This is a genomic window from uncultured Algibacter sp., assembly GCF_947495925.1.
In the GTDB taxonomy this organism is placed as follows: domain Bacteria; phylum Bacteroidota; class Bacteroidia; order Flavobacteriales; family Flavobacteriaceae; genus Algibacter_E.
Genome location: NZ_CANMAU010000028.1, coordinates 1 through 818 on the forward strand (window position 1 = coordinate 1; position 818 = coordinate 818).

General features: G+C 31.3%; 1 protein-coding gene. It reads right to left on the reverse strand.

Annotated features, from left to right (window positions below):
* Nucleotides 1-211 precede the first annotated feature (211 nt).
* The gene (locus Q0857_RS16870) at nucleotides 212-730 is read right to left on the reverse strand and encodes a hypothetical protein (RefSeq protein ID WP_298538074.1); all 519 of its coding nucleotides are present in this window, start codon (nucleotides 728-730) and stop codon (nucleotides 212-214) included.
* Nucleotides 731-818: the final 88 nt, after the last annotated feature.

Genomic DNA, 818 nt, shown 5'->3' on the forward strand with positions numbered 1-818 from the left:
TCTTTTGATTGTTTTCATATCAAAAATTTTCTAAATTAGTTGAATTTGACGTTGATTTTTAAATTATTGCCAACGTTCTCGTATAAGGATAGTGCGGATTTGAGAGAGGCTGATTTTCCGAAGGAAAATCAGATGCAAGCAAACAAGCACAGACTTTTGATTGAGGAATAAACTTACGCATTATTTTTATACATTGTTGGCATTTCGTTTTTTATTCTTTTTTCAAACTCCAATCTAAATCAAAATATTCCATTGTCGAATTCACATAGTTTTCAGGAACATATTTTGAAACATAGTTTTTAAAATATCTTTCCCTAAATCCTAATGCAAAAGTGTCCACAGATTGGTTTTCATAGAATTCAAAAGGCTCTAAATTCGGAATTTTAGTCCATTTCGAATTAGCTTTTCCGTTTATTAAATTCACCATTTTGAATGAATCCTTTTTTTGTTCCACTTGAAATTTCAAAGTGTCAATTATCTTTCGGTTAGAGAAAGGGTCTCTCAAATATTGAATCAGCGTGTCAGATTTGAATTCATAAGATGATAAATAGCTCAATCCGCTTTGATAAACAACCACGAATCCTGTGTCAGTTATATGAGCTTCGTAATATCTTTCATTTTCCGTTGAGTCCAAATTGTACCAAACTCCGTTTAATTCAGATGTTCTCTTTTTAGAACATCCAATTATGAGTAAAATCAGAATTAGTAAATAACTTTGCGGTTTTGTCATAAATGAATGCCAACGGTTTTGTGTATGGTTAGTTGCGTGTTTAAGCAACTAATTTAGTAAACAAAAACGAACGCGAGAAAATTCCGAA